Origin of the sequence: Nocardia sp. NPDC059229 (assembly GCF_042754165.1) — a bacterium.
Lineage (GTDB): Bacteria > Actinomycetota > Actinomycetes > Mycobacteriales > Mycobacteriaceae > Nocardia.
Genome location: NZ_JBHZAK010000012.1, coordinates 124587 through 140146 on the forward strand (window position 1 = coordinate 124587; position 15560 = coordinate 140146).

Annotated in this window: 17 protein-coding genes; 9 read left to right on the forward strand and 8 right to left on the reverse strand. The window is 68.6% G+C overall.

Going from position 1 to position 15560, the window contains the following annotated elements:
• Positions 1–97 precede the first annotated feature (97 nt).
• Both ACFXHE_RS26135 and ACFXHE_RS26140 read left to right on the forward strand, forming a co-directional pair.
• Positions 98–610 (forward strand): DUF4334 domain-containing protein, encoded by a 513-nt coding sequence (locus tag ACFXHE_RS26135; protein WP_379387246.1) that lies wholly within the window; start codon positions 98–100, stop codon positions 608–610.
• 83 nt (positions 611–693) lie between these two features.
• Positions 694–1926 carry an FAD-dependent oxidoreductase gene (locus tag ACFXHE_RS26140; RefSeq protein ID WP_379387067.1) on the forward strand — a complete coding sequence of 411 codons (1233 nt, stop codon included), beginning with the start codon at positions 694–696 and terminating at the stop codon, positions 1924–1926.
• A gap of 73 nt (positions 1927–1999) precedes the next feature.
• On the opposite strand, the gene ACFXHE_RS26145 is transcribed toward ACFXHE_RS26140, so the two are convergent.
• From ACFXHE_RS26145 to ACFXHE_RS26155, 3 genes are read right to left on the reverse strand one after another with little or no spacing between them, the layout of a single operon-like run.
• Positions 2000–2626, reverse strand: coding sequence for an alpha-ketoglutarate-dependent dioxygenase AlkB (locus tag ACFXHE_RS26145; protein WP_379387068.1), 627 nt, complete (start codon positions 2624–2626; stop codon positions 2000–2002).
• A 46-nt stretch (positions 2627–2672) separates the two neighbouring features.
• Positions 2673–3044 (reverse strand): hypothetical protein, encoded by a 372-nt coding sequence (locus ACFXHE_RS26150; RefSeq protein ID WP_354837374.1) that lies wholly within the window; start codon positions 3042–3044, stop codon positions 2673–2675.
• Positions 3045–3093: 49 nt separating this feature from the next.
• Complete coding sequence (locus ACFXHE_RS26155; protein WP_379387070.1) at positions 3094–3549, reverse strand: roadblock/LC7 domain-containing protein; 456 nt, start codon at positions 3547–3549, stop codon at positions 3094–3096.
• A 456-nt stretch (positions 3550–4005) separates the two neighbouring features.
• On the opposite strand from ACFXHE_RS26155, the gene ACFXHE_RS26160 reads away from it, so the two are divergent.
• Entirely contained in the window at positions 4006–4674 is a 669-nt protein-coding gene (locus ACFXHE_RS26160) for an SGNH/GDSL hydrolase family protein (protein ID WP_379387072.1), read from the forward strand.
• A gap of 36 nt (positions 4675–4710) precedes the next feature.
• A complete protein-coding gene (locus ACFXHE_RS26165) occupies positions 4711–6165 on the forward strand; it encodes an MFS transporter (RefSeq protein WP_379387074.1) in 1455 nt (484 codons plus the stop codon).
• 58 nt (positions 6166–6223) lie between these two features.
• On the opposite strand, the gene ACFXHE_RS26170 is transcribed toward ACFXHE_RS26165, so the two are convergent.
• Positions 6224–6415, reverse strand: a complete 192-nt coding sequence (locus ACFXHE_RS26170) for an alpha/beta fold hydrolase (protein ID WP_379387076.1) — start codon at positions 6413–6415, stop codon at positions 6224–6226.
• An 11-nt stretch (positions 6416–6426) separates the two neighbouring features.
• Between ACFXHE_RS26170 and ACFXHE_RS26175 the strand changes: the two genes are divergently transcribed.
• The gene (locus tag ACFXHE_RS26175) at positions 6427–6762 is read left to right on the forward strand and encodes a hypothetical protein (RefSeq protein ID WP_379387078.1); all 336 of its coding nucleotides are present in this window, start codon (positions 6427–6429) and stop codon (positions 6760–6762) included.
• 3 nt (positions 6763–6765) lie between these two features.
• On the opposite strand, the gene ACFXHE_RS26180 is transcribed toward ACFXHE_RS26175, so the two are convergent.
• From ACFXHE_RS26180 to ACFXHE_RS26195, 4 genes are all read right to left on the reverse strand, one after another.
• The gene (locus tag ACFXHE_RS26180) at positions 6766–7656 is read right to left on the reverse strand and encodes an alpha/beta fold hydrolase (protein WP_379387080.1); all 891 of its coding nucleotides are present in this window, start codon (positions 7654–7656) and stop codon (positions 6766–6768) included.
• 99 nt (positions 7657–7755) lie between these two features.
• A complete protein-coding gene (locus ACFXHE_RS26185; RefSeq protein ID WP_379387082.1) occupies positions 7756–9123 on the reverse strand; it encodes an MFS transporter in 1368 nt (455 codons plus the stop codon).
• Positions 9120–9566, reverse strand: coding sequence for a MarR family winged helix-turn-helix transcriptional regulator (locus tag ACFXHE_RS26190; RefSeq protein WP_379387083.1), 447 nt, complete (start codon positions 9564–9566; stop codon positions 9120–9122). Before ACFXHE_RS26190 ends, ACFXHE_RS26185 begins: the two co-directional genes overlap by 4 nt.
• Before the next feature lie 81 nt (positions 9567–9647).
• The gene (locus tag ACFXHE_RS26195; protein WP_379387085.1) at positions 9648–11096 is read right to left on the reverse strand and encodes an APC family permease; all 1449 of its coding nucleotides are present in this window, start codon (positions 11094–11096) and stop codon (positions 9648–9650) included.
• A gap of 103 nt (positions 11097–11199) precedes the next feature.
• Between ACFXHE_RS26195 and ACFXHE_RS26200 the strand changes: the two genes are divergently transcribed.
• From ACFXHE_RS26200 to ACFXHE_RS26215, 4 genes are all read left to right on the forward strand, one after another.
• Positions 11200–12408 carry an ROK family protein gene (locus tag ACFXHE_RS26200; protein ID WP_379387087.1) on the forward strand — a complete coding sequence of 403 codons (1209 nt, stop codon included), beginning with the start codon at positions 11200–11202 and terminating at the stop codon, positions 12406–12408.
• Positions 12409–12653: 245 nt separating this feature from the next.
• Positions 12654–13292: a bifunctional pyr operon transcriptional regulator/uracil phosphoribosyltransferase PyrR gene (gene pyrR, locus ACFXHE_RS26205; protein WP_379387089.1), complete on the forward strand. Its 639-nt coding sequence runs from the start codon at positions 12654–12656 to the stop codon at positions 13290–13292.
• A complete protein-coding gene (locus tag ACFXHE_RS26210; RefSeq protein WP_379387091.1) occupies positions 13289–14254 on the forward strand; it encodes an aspartate carbamoyltransferase catalytic subunit in 966 nt (321 codons plus the stop codon). Before pyrR ends, ACFXHE_RS26210 begins: the two co-directional genes overlap by 4 nt.
• The gene (locus tag ACFXHE_RS26215) at positions 14251–15543 is read left to right on the forward strand and encodes a dihydroorotase (protein WP_379387093.1); all 1293 of its coding nucleotides are present in this window, start codon (positions 14251–14253) and stop codon (positions 15541–15543) included. Before ACFXHE_RS26210 ends, ACFXHE_RS26215 begins: the two co-directional genes overlap by 4 nt.
• Positions 15544–15560: the final 17 nt, after the last annotated feature.

Consider the following 15560-nt stretch of genomic DNA (forward strand, 5'->3'; position numbering starts at 1 on the left):
TACAGTGAGAGAAATTGTGTCATTTGCTCTCATCGAGGAGATCATGATGGTTGCCGCCGAGTCGGCCACGGATGGCGCGCTGCGGCTGCGGGCGCTGATGGCAGGGGACGGCACGGCCGCACGGGCCTGGGAGTTGTTCGACAGTCTGCCGGCGGTGCGGGTCGAGGAGATCACCACCGGGCGGTGGCGCGGGGCCGAGGTGGCGACCGGGCATCCCTGGGACGGGATGCTGGTGGAAAGCGGCTGGTACGGTAAGCAATTCGACAGCGCCGACAGCGTGCAGCCGCTGCTGTTCTCCGATCCGTCCGGGGACATCTTCCCGGTGGATCCGCAGCGGGTGCCCCTGTTCCTGGCGGGAAAGGTGCCGGTCGACACGCTGAAACCGGTGCGCCGGTCACTCGGGGTGCTGCGGCCGGTGCTGCGGACCCGGACTCCACGCGCCCGCCTGCGGAATCTGGAATTCCGCGGAAAGACCAGCGCCGCAATGATCTACGACGATCTGCCGATCATCGACATCTTCCGCAGGGTCGACGCGGACACCCTGCTGGGTGTGATGGACAAGCGCGGATTGACCGAACCCTACTTCTTCGTGCTCTACCGCGACCGCTAGCTCAGGGCGGCGAAGCGACTGTGCCCGAGCCGCACTCGGCTTACCATCGAGGGTGACCGTGGTCAACGGCTCGGGAGGTCCCGATGGAACGTACGACCTGTCTGATCGTCGGCGGGGGACCGGCGGGAATGTTCCTGGGGTTGATGCTGGCCCGCGGTGGTATCGAGGTCACGGTGCTGGAGAAACACGGTGACTTCCTGCGCGACTTTCGCGGCGACACCGTGCACCCGACCACCCTGGACCTCATCGACGCCCTGGGCCTGCGCGAGGACTTCGCGAAACTGCCGCAACGGCGGCTGGACACCGTGCAGATCCCGATCGGCGGACGCATGGAGCCGCTGGCGAGCTTCTCCCACCTTCCCGGCCGGCACAAGTATGTGGCCATGGTGCCGCAGTGGGATCTGCTGGATCTGCTGGCCCGCGCCGGCGATGCCGAACCGGCCTTCCGGCTGCGGATGAACACCGAGGCGGTCGATCTGGTGCGCGAGAACGGCGTGGTGGCCGGTGTCCGCTATCGCACGAAAGACGGTGTGACCGGCGAGATTCGGGCCGATCTGACGGTGGCCTGCGACGGCCGCTCGTCGGTGTTGCGCGCGGCCGCGGGCCTGAGCGTACGGGAATGGCCGACGCCGTTCGATGCCTGGTGGTTCCGGATCCCGCGCAACAGTACCGACCCGGCCGGACTCGTTCCGGTGGTCAGCGCCCATCGCATGGTGGTCATGTTCGATCGCGGCGACTTCTGGCAGAGCGCCACCCTCATCGCCAAGGGCAGCGACGCGGAACTGCGTGCGCGGCACCCGGTCGCGGAGATCATGCGCAGCCTGGCCGCGGTGGTGCCGTGGCTGGCCGACCGGACCGACGCGCTCCGGAGCTGGGACGAGGTGAAACTGCTGAACGTCAAGCTGGATCGGCTCGACCGCTGGTACACCGACGGGCTGCTGTGCATCGGCGACGCCGCCCACGCCATGTCACCGATCGGCGGGGTCGGCATCAACCTGGCGGTGCAGGACGCGATCGCGACGGCCCGCATACTCGCCCCGAAACTGTTGTCGCACACCGTGACCACCGCGGATCTGGCCCGCGTGCAGCGTCGCCGGATGCTGCCGACCGTCGTTATCCAGGGCATGCAGCGCTTCGCCCACACCCAGATCGTGCGCCCCGCGGTCGGGGGCCGGCTGAACGTCTCGAATTCGCGCGAAACGCCCGTGGCATTGAAAATCTTCCGCCGTATCCCGGTGATCCGCAGCCTCCCGGCCTTCCTGGTGGCGCGGGGTGTGATTCCCGAACCGGTCCCGGACTTCGCTCGCCGCGCCTGACCGGAGTATCCGGCCGGAATGCCGCCTACGCCCCTCGGGTGCGGGGGAGTGTGCGCGGCGTCCGGACCCCTCGTTATCGGACGCCGCGCGGGCGGAATTGAATGCTGATGCGCGGCCCCACCGGCCGTCTGGTCTTGGGTATCGCGTGCTCCCAGGTGCGCTGGCAGGAGCCGCCCATGACGATGAGATCCCCGTGCCCGAGGGGATACCGCACGCTCGCCCCGCCGCCGCGCGGGCGCAGCAGCAGGGCGCGCGCCGCGCCCACCGAGACGATGGCCACCATGGTGTCGTCGGTGGCGCCGCGCCCGAAGGTGTCCCCGTGCCAGGCGACGCTGTCGTTTCCGTCGCGGTAGTAGCACAGGCCCGCGGTGGTGAACGGCTCGCCCAGTTCAGCGGAGTAATGCGCGCTCAACGCCTCCCGTGCCTCGACGAGTACCGGATCCGGTAGCTCCCGCCCCGCCTCGTAGAAGCACAGCAGCCGCGGCACATCCACCATCCGGTCGTACATGGCCCGCCGATCCGCACGCCACGGCACCTCCGTGACGAGCCGTTCGAACAGCACGTCGGCGCCGCTCAACCAGCCCGGCAGCACATCCACCCAAGCGCCGTCGCCGAGCTCGGTGCGCCGTATCCCCTGCAGCGCACCGAGTTCCACTTCCCCGAAGCCGTCCAGAAGTGATCCCTGCCAAGGCGTCGACATGCCGAATAACCTACCACAGTTCCGAACATATGTTCGATGGAGTTCTTCAGATGTCGAGTTCTTCGTCGATCTTGCGGAGCTGGTGACGGGCCAGGGCCAGGTTGCCGCGGATGCGGTCGAGGGCGAGATAGAGGAACAGGCGACTCGCCGGGTGCGCGCTCAGCGGGCGCAGCAGATGGTACTGACCGGTCAGGGTGATCAGGATGTCCTCGATCCCTTCGTCGAGGCCGAGCTGTTCGATGGTGCGCATCTTGGCGCGGACCACCTCGGTATTGCCGGCCGCGCCGAGCTGCAGGTCCAGGGATCGGGATCCGCCGGCGGTGCCGAGGGTCATCCCGCTGCTGTAGTCGACGATCGCGGCGCCGAGCGCCCCGTCGATGGTCATCATGTCCTTCAGTGCCACATCCAGATTCGACATGTGTCTCCCTTTCCGTGTGAAGTCATCGATCGGTGGAATTCAGGTGCCGTCAGTCGTGATGGGCCGGCGCCAGGGTCGCGGCGATGGCGCGGACCACCGGGCGGGCTTCCAGATGAACACGGGCCAGCGTGGCGTCGGCGCCCGTGAGGAGGGCCAGGCAGGCGATGGGGCCGGCGCGGTAGACCACCACATGACCTACGCCGCTGTCGAGGACCACCTCGTGCAGATCGGCGCCATGGGTGGCAGCCGCGAAGGTCAGCGACACCGACAGCAGCGCCGCGGTCAGTGCCGCAATGCCGGTGGCTTCTATGGCATCCGGGAGATCGTCGGCCACCAGCAGGCCGTCGCTCGAGGCCACTGCGGATCCGATCAGGTGCGGAACACGTCGCCGTAGCGTACGTAGGTGGACGTCCAGATCGTTGTCCGCCGACTCCGTCTGCGGTGAATTGATGCGAGCCCCGCTTCCCGGGCCGGTGAGGGCGATGGCTTCCGGCGTGATCGTCATGGCTCGTCTCCTGTCTGGGCTGGAACCTCTTCGCTCGTACCCGTCTCGATCGATCTCGGGCCGAACGCGGTGTGTCACTGCGCGATCTGTGAGAGCTCTGCATTTGCCGCGTGACTGCGCTTCGATTCCGGACCCGTCGCAACTTGGACATACGAACACAATGGCCACGACGTGCGCACGTCAACGCCTCCGATCCCTTTGGGGCGCTGATGGTTTCACAAGCTCACCTTCGGCTCCATCCAGAATAGCGATCCATCGGCGAATGCGCAGCAACAATGTGCACTCCTGTGCTGGGCCGCCTTTCGGCACAGGCGCTTCGTCGTACCCGAACCGTCGACTCTGCATGGCCTGCGCGCCTGGGCATTTCGAAACCGACCGACCAGTCGCGCCGGGGTCCGGTGCGTATGGGACGGATCCTCTTGAGTTATACATACGGGCGGACGTATTGTTTTCTGCATGGAACAACACGTCTTCACCGAGGCGACCGATCCGTTCTGTCTGGACCGAGCGGATGCCGTCGCACTGCTGGCCGGGGCTCCGTGGGGGAGGTATGCCGTTGTGGGAGACAGCCTTTCGGCGGGAATCGGCGATCCCACACCGGGCTACCGGGACGAGGGCTGGCCGGACCGGGTGGCCGAGATCCTGCGGACGGTCCGGCCGGACCTGGACTACCTCAATGTCTCCGAGGTCGGGGCGACGACCGCGCAGACGCTCGAGAATCAGGCCGCCCGCCTGCTCGAGTTCTCCCCGGACCTGGTTCACCTGCCCTGCGGGGCCAACGACATCGCACGGCGCACACCGGACTTCGACGAGATCGAGCGGACACTGCGCCAGATGTACGACCTGGCGAAGCAGACCGGCGCGCTGCTCACCACATTCACGCTCGGCCGAGCCTATGTCGTCCCGGTCTTCCCGGACTGGCCTGAGCGGGTCGCCGCGGTCAACGAGATCGTGGGCGGGCTGGCGGCCGAGTACGACGCCCTCGTGGTCGACATGTGGGACCACCCGGTCAACGACCGTGCCAACCTGCTCAGCGCGGACCGCATCCACTTCTCGACCTCCGGTCAGGCCGTGATGGCGGCCGAGTTGGTCAAGAAGCTGGCGAATTCGCTCGGGCGCAACTGAAAGCGCCGAACCCCGACAATTGAAGAGGTTCTCATCGTGGCAGTCACTCAGCACTCAGCCGGTCGGCCGATCCTGGCGCAGGACGCTGAAGCCATTCCCTGGATAACGGTATCGATTGTCCTGGCCGCCTTGTTCATAGCGGTCCTCGACTCGTTCATCGTCGTGGTCGCCGCCCCGTCGATCGTGGCGGACCTGCATGCCTCCGCCGGCGAAGTCCAATGGGTGCTGGCCGGTTATCAACTCAGCTATGCGGTCTTCATCATTACCGCTACGCGCCTGGCCGACCTGTACGGCCGCAAACGCGTCTTCCTGTTCGGGGTGGCGCTGTTCACCCTGTCCTCGGTGGCGTGTGCGCTGTCTCCGACCGCGGGCAGCCTGATCGCCGCGCGGGTCATCCAGGGTCTGGGTGCCGCTCTGATGGTTCCGCAGGTGTTCGCTTACGTCACGGTGCTGGTGCCGGCGGCGCGGCGGCACAGCGTCTACGGCGTGCTCGGCATCGTCATGGGGATCGCCACCATCGGCGGGCAGGTCATCGGTGGAATGCTCATCGGCGCAAACCTTTTCGACTCCGGCTGGCGGCTGGTGTTCTGGGTGAACGTGCCGATCGGAATCGTCCTGTTCGGGCTGGCCGTGCGCTCCGTACCGGCGACCGGCGCGACCGCCACCCGGAAGCTGGATCTGCCCGGCGTCGTGGTGCTGAGTACCGCCCTGCTCCTACTGGTGCTGCCGCTGATTCAGGGACAGCAGGCGGGCTGGCCCGGCTGGGTGTGGGCCTGCTTCGCGGGCAGCGCCATCGCTTTCGGGGTGTTCGTCGCGATCGAGCGGAATCTGGAACGGCGCGGCGGGGATCCGCTGGTACCGCTCACATTGTTCCGGCAGCGCTCGTTCTCGCTCGGGATCGTGCTCGTCCTCGCGCTGTACGCGCTGATCTACTCCTACTACCTGGCCCTGTCGGTCACGATGCAACAGGGCCTCGGGATGTCCGCGGTCGGCGCGGGCCTGGTCTACACGCCGGCAGCCATCGCGTTCTTCGTGTTCAGCATGGTGGCGAGCCGGACCATCCCGACATATGGGCGCCGCGTCCTCGAGATCGGGGCGATCGTCATGGCGAGCGGCTATCTGGCGACGGGACTGCTGCTGACGGCCGGCCCGCGAATCACTCCGCTGCTCGTCATCCCCACCCTTGTGCTGCAGAGTATCGGTGGCGGACTGGTCATTACGCCGGCGCTCAACACGGTGCTGAGCCGCGTGCGGCCGGAGTCGGCCGGTGTCGCGTCGGGTGCCCTGTCCACGGCTCAGCAGTGTGGCGGAGCGCTGGGCGTTGCCGTGATCGGAGCGATCTTCTTCGGTTCGTTCCACCCCGACGCGGTCGGCAGGGTCGCCGCCGCCGGGCACGCCTTTGCCGTCGCGTCCTTCGCGACGTTCGGCGCAGCGGTCATCGCGGGCGTAGTCGTCTTCCTGCTACCGAGGCAGGCGCCGGCCGCGGACTGAGCAGCTCGACGCGCTGACGGCCGCGCCCCCGGGCCTGGCCGTCAGCGTCCGCTACCGCTCAGGCCCGGACCCGATCGTGCTCGTTCACGAAGTCGAGGAACCGCGGAATCACCTGTTCGGGAATGGCCCACAGCATCTCGTGACCCACGCCCGGGTAGATCTCGACCTCGGCCCCCGGAATGCGCTCCCGTACCCGCCGCGCGCCCACCTCCGGATCGTTGGCGACCGTGGTAGCGCCGAACAGCACCATCAGCGGCGACGGTGAACACCCGGTCGCGCGGGCTGATTCCCCTGGATGATGTTCGGCGCCAGGACAATCTGGTGTTCGCGGCCTTCCACGCGGCGAATCTGACCGGCAACACCGTTACCTCGGAGGAGATGATGGGCGCGCCGCGGTATCTGATCACCAGCTTCACCGAGCAGCTGCGGCGGGAGCGTCCGGGCGAAACCGGCACGCGTGCACTGGAACTCGACGCGGAGCTGATCGTGCTCGCGGTTACCGGGATCAGTCAGGCGGTCCTGGCCGGCGGGACCACCCGGGAGACGGCGGTCGAACTGCTCGACCACCTGCTCGACCGGGTGTTCACCGGCGAATAGCGGCTAGCGGCCCTCGTCGCTGACCTGGGCGCGCACGAAATCGACCACCGCGTCGGTGAATTCGTCATTGGCGTCGCTGGCGGCGGTGTGCGCCGCGGTGCCGATCTCGGTGTAGTCGGCGTGCGGGACCAGGGCTCGGAACGCGGCCACGCCCTCCTCGCTGACGACGTCGGACAGCGCGCCGCGCACCAGCAGTACCGGGATGGTCAGCTGCCGCGCGGCGTTCTCCAGCTGCTCGGTGTGCACGTCGATCTCCTCGCCGCGCCCGTCGCGCGGGCCGCCCATCATGGCGGGATCCCAGTGCCAGTACCAGCGGCCGTCGGCGCGCTGGCGCAGATTGCGTTGCAGCCCTTCGGGATTGCGCGGGCGGCGGCGGTGGGGGAGGTAGGCGGCGACAGCGTCGGCGGCCTCCTCGAGGCTGGCGAAGCCCTCCGGGTTGCTGCTGAGGAAGTTGATGACGCGCTCGACGCCCTTGCGCTCGGGGCGCGGCACCACATCGACGAGGACGAGACCGGTGATGCGCTCGCGCTCCGGGTGGGTGGTGGCCATGAGCCCGGTCAGGCCGCCCATGCTGGCGCCGACGATGAAGGCGGGCTGGTCCAGTTCGCGCAGCACCGCCATCAGGTCCTCGACCATGGCCTCGCGCTTGTAGTTGCCGTCCGGGTCCCAGTCGCTGTCGCCGTGCCCGCGCGCGTCGAGCAGGACCGCGTGCATCCCGGCCTTGGCCAGGGCGAGTCCGGAATCCTTCCACGAGCCGCGGGTCTGCCCGCCGCCGTGCAGGAACACCACCAGCGGGCCGTCCTGGGGTCCCCAGCTGTCCCCGGCGATGGTGATACCGCCGTGCCCGCGGAAGCTCACCCGGGCGGGTTCGGTGAATTCAGCGTCGTTGCTCACCCTTCGAGCATTGCATACGCGTGTTTACGGTGTATGAAGACTGGCCGGTAGCTAGGACCGCCGGCGGTCAGAGCCGGCCGTCGCGCTGGTCGCCGCTGGTCACAGCGAGCGGTCGATCACCGCGAGGAACAGGCACAATGCCGCCGCCGCCAGCATGAACGCGGCCAGATTGTGCAGTCCCGCGATGCCGGAACCCGGGGTGAGGAATGCGCCACTGACCGCCGCCGACCCGATCGCGCCGAAATAGGAGAAGGTCCGCATCAGGCCGGCCGAGGAACCGATGCGTTCCGGCTCGGCCTGGTGGTAGAGGGCGTTCTGGTTGGCCAGATTGTTGAGCCCCTGCGGGATGCCGTTGATGACAGCCGCGCCGACCAGCAACCACAGGGCGGTGCCGGAGTGCAGGGTCAGCAGCAGCACCGTCATGACCACCTGGCAGGTGCAGCCGACCAGCAGCTTGCCGCGAATCTCGGGACGCCGTCCGGTGAGCGCGGAGACGCCGATCGCGGTGGCCGACATGGGCAGCAGGATCAGGCCCGCCCCGGCCGCGGAGAGGCCGCGCCCCTCCTCCAGCCACTGGGTGAAGCCGTACAGGAAGCAGTAGCCGACCAGGGCGGTCAGCAGGGTGCGGGTGTAGGTGGCCAGCAGCGGGACATTGCTCGCGAGCAGCCGCACATCGAGGAAGGGCGGCTCGGCCCGCCGCTCCCGCCACACCAGTCCGGCCCCGGCGGCGATTGCCAGCACCGGCAGATACCAGTGCGCTGCTTGCGGTTTCATCAAGAAGAACAGGAAGCTGATCAACATCGCCGCGAACAGCCCGATACCGGGCAGATCGAGATCCGACCACCGGCCGCCGTGCGGCGCATCGGTTCTCGCTATCCGCCGCCATCCGATGACCAGGCACACCAGTGCCAGCGGCAGATTGACCGCGAACGTCGCTCGCCACCCGCCGAGATGGATCAGGAGACCGCCCAGGGTCGGGCCGATGACGGCAATGGTCTGAGTGGCCACGGCCAGGGCGGTGAGCACCCCCTGGGGACTGTCCTTCCCGGTGCGTTCGGACTCGCTGCGGATCAGGTACATGGATGCGGGATAGCCCGCGCACGTGCCGAATCCGAGAATCACCCGGGCCAGCACCAGTACCCAGAGACTCGGTGCGACCATGCCCAGCAGGCCGGCGAATCCGGTGAGCGCGGCGCCGCCGAGATACAGCCGCCGCGGCCCGTAGAGGTCGATGAGCCGCCCCACCACCGGCTGCCCGATGGCGGTGGCCAGGTACAGCGCCGACACCAGCCACGCGGTTTCCGACGCTGGCGCGCCGAACGCCACACCGATCGGCACCAGCGAGACCGCGATGATGGACGAATTGATCGGGTTCAGGATCGAGCTGGTGATCATGGGCACCAGCAGCCGCCGGTCGAACCCGTCGGGCGGTCGCTCCCGGGTCCGCCGATGCAGCGTGGAGATCATTGCGGCCCGAGTCTCTCCAGCAGCTCCAGTGCCGCCAGCAGCGTCTGCCGCTCGGCCTCGGTGTACTTCTCCTCGAGGGCGGTGGTGAGCCATTCCTGCCCCGCCCGGCTGCGGCCCGCCATCAGCTCCCGCCCGGCAGGGCTCAGCGAAACCAGTTGCCGCCGACCGTCTTTGGGATCGGGCCGCCGCAGCACGAAGCCGCGGTCGCTGAGAATGGCGAGGTGGGTGGCGATGGCCTGCGGCCGCACCCGCTCCGCGGCGGCGATCTCGCTGGCGGTGGCATCACCGTTCTTCAACCGGCTCAGCACCGACAGCTGCGAGGGCGTCAGCTCCACATTGTCCGACGCCTCGAGGAACCGCCGCCGCAGGCGACTCACCAGAACCCGCAGTTCCCGGGCCGCCTGGGCCGAGGACGCGGACAGGATCGCGGGGGCATCGGTCATGCCTCGACCCTAGATAGACAATCCAGGTTGCGCAATTGAAATTGAACAAGCTGAATTGTCTATCTCCCCACGGTCGGCCGGTCAGGCGGCTGCGGGTTCCGCGTCCAGGTACTCCTCACGGATCTGCTTCGGCCCGAACGGCCAGGTCTTCTCGACCCGCGACCAGAGCAGGAAGGCCGCGATACCCAGGGCGGTCCAGGCCAGTGACCACTCGATCGGGTGTACGCCCGGATTCGCCTTGTCGGCGTACCCGTAGATGACCGCCCAGCCGATGGCCGCCACGACCGCCGGCAGCGGATACAGCAGCATCCGGTAGGGCCTCGCGAGCCCTCGCTGCCGTCGCCGCAGGACGGCTACGGCCGCGATCTGCGCGAAGGCCTGCACGATCACCATTACCGTGGTCAGCAGTGAGATCAGCACCGCCAGTGGGGGATGGGTGGCCGAGGCGCCCACATGCCGGGCGAAGACGAACCCGGCCGCGGTGATCGCACCCATTACGATCAGCCCGAGCATCGGGAACTCGTGTTCGGGGTGCAGCCGTCCGAAGGACCGGAAGAACACTTTGTCGCGGGCGGCGTCGAACGGTACCCGCGAGCCGCCGAGTAGTCCGGCGAAGACCGAGGCGAAGGCGGTGACGAGAATCAGCACGGTCACCACATCGGCGGCACCCTTTCCGAAGGTCTTCTCCATTACCGCCGACGCAACCGATTGTGAAGCAACGTTGTTCGGGTCGAGCATGTCGTGCCAGTCGATGACGCCGAGCACACCGATCTGCATGGCGAGATAGATGACCATGACCGCGAGCACCGCGTAGATGATCGAGCGGGGAAGGACCCGCCCCGGACTCTTCAGCTCCGCACCGATATATGCGCTGGTGTTGTAGCCGAGGTAGTCGTAGATGCCGATGGTGAGGCCGGAGGCGAAGCCCAGCCAGAAGCCGCCTCGACCGAAATCGATGGCATGGTCGGGCCAGGTGAACGCCATGCTCGTATGAAAGTGGGTGAACGCGGCGAGGATCACCGCGGCCACCGACACGATCATGACCGCCCACATCACCACGGTGATGCGGCCGATGGAATCCACCCGCCGCCACAGCAGCACCACGACCAGCGCCACCACCGCGAGCCCGACGATGTCACCCTGCCCGGTGGTCATGGACGGCCACAGATAGGTCAGGTACTGCACCAGTCCCTGCACGCCGGTCGACATGATCAGCGGAATGAAAAGGATTGCGGTCCAGACGAACAGGAACGGCATGAGCCGTCCCGTGCGGTACTGGAACGCCTCGCGCAGATACACGTAGGTGCCGCCCGCGCCTGGCATGGCCGCGCCGAGTTCGGCCCAGATCAGGCCGTCGGCCAGCGCCAGCACCGCGCCGGCGACGAATCCGATGACGGCGTGCGGCCCGCCGAAGGCGGCGACCATGAGGGGGATGGTGACGAAGGGTCCGATGCCGACCATCTGGCTCATATTGATGGTCGTGGCCTGGAACAGGCCGATTCTTCGGGGGAGGGTGCGGGGGCCGGTCATGGCTGCCTCCGGGTCGCGCAGGGGAGGGCGTATGGGTTTTGTAAAGTTAAATTCCTTTACTATCGGAGTCAAGGGGTGCGGCCGATTGTTTACAGTCGGCTCGATGACGCATCAGGATCGGACGGTCATGGACGAACTCCCTTGGAACAGGCAGCGTTTGCGCAGCAACAACGAGTGGTTGCTGCTCGAGCAGCTGCGCACCGCCGGACCCAGCTCGCGCGCCCAGCTCGCCCGTGACACCGGCCTGTCCAAGCCCACCGTGTCCAGCGCCCTTGCTGCGCTGCAGGAGCACGGACTGGTGCGGGAGGTCGGGACGGTCGTCCCCGAGCGCGGGCGGACGGCGGTGCTGTACGAACCGGATCCGACCGCGGGCTACGTGCTCGGCATCGATGTCGGGCGCGCGTTCCTGCGGACCGCCGTGGCCGATCTGTCGGGAAAAGTACTGTCCCGCACCGACATTACGAACCGTGCGCGCACCGCCACCGCCCTCGCCCAGACGGCGGCCGGGGCCGTGCGCGAAACCCTGAGCGACGCCGCGATTCCCGTGGACCGCATCGTCCACACCGTTCTCGGCAGCCCGGGCGTCTTCGATCCCCAGGACGGCCGGATGCACTACGCCGTCAACCTGCCCGGCTGGGGCCGCGCGGGCCTGCTCGACGAATTGCGCGACGCTCTCGGCGTTTCCGAGCTGTCCGTCCACAATGACGCCAACCTCGCCGCTCTCGGCGAGTACGCCCACGGCGGCGGCCGCGGCAGCCGCCTGTTCGTCTACGTCCTCATCGGCACCGGCCTCGGCGTCGGAATCGTCTCCCAGGGCGAGCTTTTCACCGGCGCCCACGGCGCGGCCGGCGAAGTCGGCTTCCTTCCCGCCGCTTTCGGCGACACCGCCGCCGGCGTCTCCCGGCGTGGCGCCCTCGAGGAGGCCGTCACCGCCGACGCCGTGGTCCGCGCTGCCCGCACCCGCGGCATGACCGGCCGCCTCACCGCCAAACGCGTCTTCGATGCCGCCCGCGCCGGCGACGCCATCGCCACCGAGGTGGTCCGCCAGGAAGGTGAACGCATCGCCCTGGTGGTGGCCGCCGTCACCGCGGTCCTCGACCCCGATGTCATCGTCGTCGGCGGCGGCCTCGGCCGCAGCGCCGACCTACTGCTCGACCAGGTCCGCGCGGCGCTGCAACGGACGACCCCGCTGCGCCCCACCGTCCGTCCGAGCGAACTGGGCGACGACGCCGTGCTGCTCGGCGCCATCGCCACCGCCCTGCGCACCGCCCGCCCCTTGGTCTTCGACCGCAGGACCCCGAGCAGCCACTGACGCCGGACTGCTCCGGCGGCTGGATCGTGAACCTGGCCACAGGGTGACCGGGCTCGCATAGCCGCGGGCTTGCCGGTTGGTCTGGACGTTTCGGGTTCGGGCTGGTCGCGGCGTGTCGCGAAGGGCACGCTGACGCCGGTTGCGGAGGGGGTGCCCGGTCAAAGGCGTGTAAGCGCGCTGGTAGGGTGACCGCTCGAAAGACATCCTTTAACGGACCGTCCCGTGAGGCGGGGAAGGAGGTCGGCATGGCTGTGCCCGAAGACCGGGCGGCCAAGTCGAGCGCTGCCGAGTTCTCGCAGCGGCACGACCCGGACCGGGTCCAGACCGGACGCGAGCTGCTCTCGGATTCGGATGTGGGCCGGACCATCGCGCGCATGGCGCACCAGATCATCGAGAAGACGGCTCTGGACTCCGGCGACCCGCAGGTTGCTCGCGTGGTGCTGATCGGAATCCCCACCCGCGGAACCACTCTCGCCCATCGCCTGGCCGGCCGGATCGAGGAATTCTCCGGCATCCGCCCCGCGATCGGCTCCCTGGACATCACCCTCTACCGCGACGATCTGCGCTCCAAGCCGCACCGTCCGCTCGAGCGCACCTCGGTGCCCGAGGGCGGGATCGAGGACGCGCTGGTGGTGCTGGTCGACGATGTGCTGTTCTCCGGCCGCACCGTGCGCTCCGCGCTGGACGGCCTGCGCGATCTGGGCCGCCCCCGCGCGGTACAGCTGGCGGTGCTCATCGATCGCGGCCACCGCGAACTTCCCATCCGCGCCGACTACGTCGGCAAGAACGTTCCCACCGCCCGCACCGAGGACATCTCGGTGCTGCTGCGCGAGCACGACGGACGCGACGGTGTCTACCTGCGTCAGGAAGGTGACAACCAGTGAAGCACCTGCTGTCGGTCACCGACCTGGACCGGGACGCCGCCACCGGCCTGCTCGACGAGGCCGAGCGGTTCGAGCAGGCGTTGCTGGGCCGGGAGGTCAAGAAGCTGCCGACGCTGCGCGGGCGCACGGTCATGACCGTGTTCTTCGAGAACTCCACCCGCACCCGCGTGTCCTTCGAGGTCGCGGGCAAGTGGATGAGCGCCGACGTCATCAATGTCAGCGCGTCGAGTTCCTCGGTCTCCAAGGGCGAGTCGCTGCGCGACACCGCGCTGACCCTGCACGCGGCCGGCGCGGACGCGCTCATCGTGCGGCACCCGGCGTCGGGTGCGGCCCATCAGATCGCGCGCTGGTTCGCCGAGATGAACGAGGCCGCAAGCGGTTACGCCGGTCCCGGCCCCGCGATCATCAATGCCGGTGACGGCACGCACGAGCACCCGACCCAGGCGCTGCTGGACGCGCTGACCCTGCGTCAGCGGCTCGGCGACCTGGAGGGCAAGCGGGTCGTGCTGGTCGGCGACATCCTGCACAGCCGGGTCGCGCGCTCGAATGCGTTCCTGCTCGACACGCTCGGTGCGGAGGTCGTGCTGGTCGCGCCGCGCACGCTGCTGCCGGTGGGCGTGGAAGCCTGGCCGGTGCGGGTCTCGGACTCGCTCGACGCCGAGCTGCCGGGCGCGGACGCGGTCATGATGCTGCGCGTGCAGGCCGAGCGCATGAACGGCGGCTTCTTCCCGTCGGCGCGCGAGTACTCGATCCGCTACGGCCTCAGCGAGCGCCGGATGAAGATGCTCGACGAGCACGCGGTGGTGCTGCACCCCGGACCCATGCTGCGCGGCATGGAGATCGGCTTCTCCGTGGCCGATTCCCCGAAAGCGGCTGTGCTGCAACAGGTCAACAACGGAGTCCATATGCGCATGGCGGTGCTGTTCCGCCTGCTGGTCGGAACCGACGAGGTGGTGGCATGAGCGTCCTGATCAAGAATGTCCGTCTCTACGGCGAAGGCGACCCGGTCGACGTGCTGCTGGCCGACGGTGAGATCCGCGAGATCGGCGCGGGCCTGAACGCACCCGATGCGGAGATCGTCGAGGGCAAGGGTCAGGTCCTGCTGCCCGGCTTCATCGACCTGCACACCCATCTGCGCGAGCCGGGCCGCGAGGACACCGAGACCATCGAATCCGGTTCCGCCGCAGCGGCTCTGGGCGGCTACACCGCCGTGTTCGCCATGGCCAACACCAGCCCGGTCGCCGACACCGCGGTCATCACCGACCACGTGTGGAAGCGCGGCCAGGAGGTCGGCCTGGTCGACGTGCACCCGGTGGGCGCGGTCACCGTCGGGCTCGAGGGCAAGCAGCTCGCCGAAATGGGCACCATGGCCGCCGGAGTCGGCGGGGTGCGCATGTTCTCGGACGACGGTCACTGCGTCTACGACCCGCTGATCATGCGCCGCGCCCTCGAATACGCGAACTCGCTGGGCGTGCTCATCGCCCAGCACGCCGAGGAGCCGCGTCTGACCAGGGGCGCGGTCGCGCACGAGGGTCCGACCGCCTCCCGCCTGGGCCTGGCCGGCTGGCCGCGCGCCGCCGAGGAGTCCATCGTGGCCCGCGACGCGCTGCTGGCCCGCGATGCCGGCGCCCGCGTGCACATCTGCCACGCCTCCACCGCCGGCACCGTCGAACTGCTGAAATGGGCCAAGGCCCAGGGTATTTCGATCACCGCCGAGGTGACCCCGCACCATCTGCTGCTCGACGACTCGCGCCTGGAGACCTACGACGCGGTGAACCGGGTGAACCCGCCGCTGCGCGAGGCCTCCGATGTGGCCGCGCTGCGGCAGGCCCTCGCCGAGGGCGTCATCGACTGCGTCGCCACCGACCACGCCCCGCACGCCGACCAGGACAAGTGCTGCGAGTTCGCGGCCGCCCGTCCCGGCATGCTGGGCCTGGAGACGGCGCTGTCGATCATCGTGGAGACCATGGTCGAGCCCGGACTGCTCGACTGGCGCGGTGTCGCGCAGGTGATGAGCGAGAACCCGGCGCGGATCGTGGGCCTGGACGATCAGGGCCGGCCGCTCGCGGTCGGCGAACCCGCCAACCTGGTGCTGATCGACCCGGCCGCCGAATGGACGGTGGAGGCGGACGAACTCGCCTCGATCGCCCGCAACACGCCCTTCCAGGCGATGACCCTGCCCGCGAAGGTGACCGCCACCTTCCTGCGTGGCCGGCTCACCGCCCGGGACGGCAAGATCGTCGCCGGTTAGCGGCGGGTGGGGAACCG